This is a genomic window from Kurthia sp. Dielmo (assembly GCF_000307285.2).
GTDB classification, from domain to species: Bacteria; Bacillota; Bacilli; order Bacillales_A; family Planococcaceae; genus Kurthia; species Kurthia populi.
The window spans coordinates 28,004-30,525 of sequence record NZ_HE578969.1; the positions used below are offsets into that span (position 1 = coordinate 28,004).

The following is a 2,522-nucleotide window of genomic DNA, read 5'->3' on the forward strand; positions in this document are numbered from 1 at the left end:
AAAAAACAACCTATAACAAGAGTGAGAGCGTATCAAATATTTAATGAGGCTGCAGATGCGATAGGGCTTAGAGATAATATTGGAACACATACAATGCGAAAAACATTCGGTTATCATTTCTATAAACAATTTGGTGATGTGGCTACATTACAGCGACTCTTTAATCACTCTAGCCAAGCGACAACCCTTATGTACATTGGGATTACGCAAGATGATATGGATGAAAAAATATCGAAAATGTATCGATAGAACAAGACGTACTTTAAATAGTATGTCTTTTTTTATTGAGAAAAATAAAAACCTTTATAAATACTGTTATATCAACGTTTGTAGGGATTATTATACTTATCTATTTAACATAAAAATGTGATTTGTAAATTGAGAGAAAAAAAGTTTTATAAAAAGTTAAGGAATGCTGTTATATCAACGTTTATAGCGTAAAAAAGTTAATTTAACAGTTTATTAGATATGTTAAATAAGGGCAGAAAAAGGCGGAAATCTTGGACAGTTGCCCACTAATAGTGAGAGGGTTAAACATTTAAGTTGATTAAGGCATACAAAGAAATTCAAAACTAACCCCTAACAGTCCGTTTTCTTTTGTATGTCTTAATGAGTTTAAAAAAGGGGTGATGTTTTGAAATGAATCGATTTGTTGAATTTTTAAAAGAATATTTCAAAGGCATTCAAAGAATATGGTCGCGAATCAAATTCAATCTATTGAAGTTATTTGGTAAAAGCGATGTTCGAAGTAATGCAGGAATCAGTTGGTTTGATGAAATGAAAAATTGCAATGAGCAACCGAAAAAGAAATATCCAATCAAATTGGATTTTTTGAGAAAGGTATTACACAGTCAAGTGATCTGTAGAAAACCTAAGCATCTAATCAAAAAAAGTTATTTAACTCGATATGAGTAGAAGGGAAATGGTGATCTATAATCTCGCGATGCCAGGCGTTAGTGGCAGATTTTCTATTGGGTAGATGTTGCAATGATTTGGGATTACTAAGATTAATGATACTTATTACATTTGAAAGAAATATCATTTGTAATAAGTATCAATTGATACATTTTAGGGGAGTGTGGAAGGTATGGAATTAACAAAGGTACAAAAACATCAAATGTTAATTTTAATTGTATCAACGATTATAACAGCAGCAAACGATGATGAAACGAAACTAAAATACCTAACTAAAGAACAATGCTTAAAGGTTTTACTATCAATTGATAACACTACATCAAACATGAACAAAGAAGAATTAGAATCATCATTCCATTCATTAATTGATTACTTATACAATGATTTAATGTGCGATGATGAACCATTAATCAAAGCAGAAGGTAGTAGTTAAGCTATCAAGCTTTAATTAAATTTGAATATAAAAAAAGCAGAACAATGTTCTGCTTAAAACAAAATAGAGAACAAGCGTTCCCTTTAATCATTATAACATGAATAGGGGATATACGCATGCTAATTAAAGCAAATACAATTTATCAAGGAGATTGCATAACTGGAATGGCTAATATTCCTGATAAAGCAATCGATCTAATTCTTTGTGATTTACCTTATGGAACTACTAAATGTAAATGGGATACTATTATTCCATTTGATTTGTTGTGGGAACAGTATATGCGAATCATTAAAGATAATGGAGCAATCGTTTTAACATCAAGTCAGCCGTTCACTACAGCATTAATTAACTCTAATATGAAATTATTTCGCTATGAATGGATTTGGAAAAAAGGAAATCATGTAACAGGTTTTCCAAACGCTAACCGTATGCCAATGAAGAATCATGAAAACGTTTGTGTATTTTATAAAAAGCTACCAACTTATAATCCTCAAGGACTTATTTCGATACGCCCAAAGATAAAAAAACGAAATCCAAAAATGAAAGTATTGGGAGAAAATAATTTATCTCTTAATAATCCATATCATGTTCGATATAAAAATTTCCCGAAATCTGTTCAGGATTTTCCACGAGATTCTAAAACATTTCATCCAACGCAAAAGCCAATTGCTTTGTTTGAATATTTGATTAGAACATACAGTAACGAAGGAGAAGTTGTTTTGGATAATTGTATGGGAGGATTCACTACAGCAGTTGCAGCAGATAATACGAACAGAAATTGGATTGGATTTGAATTAGATAAAACTTATTGTGAACTTGGAAAAGAACGCATTAATACCAATCGTAATGTATTAGGTCTATTACCAGTTGAAATTAAAGAATTAGTAGAAGGCAGTGAATAACAATGCCATATGTTAAAGGCAAGAAGGTTAATCCATTTTACTTATCACGTGCATGGAAAGATAAACGCTTAGAAATACTTGAACGTGACAATTACGAATGTGTGATGTGTCGCGATGAAGGTCGAGTAACCACACGAAACGATGCCATTTTAGAAATCGACCATATTCAAGAATTAGATGATTATCCAGAGCTTGCACTGGTTGATACAAATTTACGCACGCTTTGTCGCAGCTGTCACAATAAAAGGCATGGTCGTTTTGGTTTTACTCAT

4 protein-coding genes are annotated in these 2,522 nt (G+C 31.6%); all 4 read left to right on the plus strand.

Features of this window, described 5'->3' with window-relative positions; translation table 11 throughout:
* Positions 1 to 249: tyrosine-type recombinase/integrase (locus tag KTHG_RS20550; RefSeq protein WP_145988288.1), on the plus strand; the 249-nt coding region annotated here is incomplete at its 5' end.
* An 838-nt stretch (positions 250 to 1,087) separates the two neighbouring features.
* The gene (locus KTHG_RS20555) at positions 1,088 to 1,348 is read left to right on the plus strand and encodes a hypothetical protein (protein ID WP_139996301.1); all 261 of its coding nucleotides are present in this window, start codon (positions 1,088 to 1,090) and stop codon (positions 1,346 to 1,348) included.
* A 116-nt stretch (positions 1,349 to 1,464) separates the two neighbouring features.
* A complete protein-coding gene (locus tag KTHG_RS20560) occupies positions 1,465 to 2,250 on the plus strand; it encodes a DNA-methyltransferase (protein ID WP_139996303.1) in 786 nt (261 codons plus the stop codon).
* Between the two features lie 2 nt (positions 2,251 to 2,252).
* On the plus strand, positions 2,253 to 2,522 hold a 270-nt coding region (locus tag KTHG_RS20565), incomplete at its 3' end, for an HNH endonuclease (protein ID WP_139996309.1).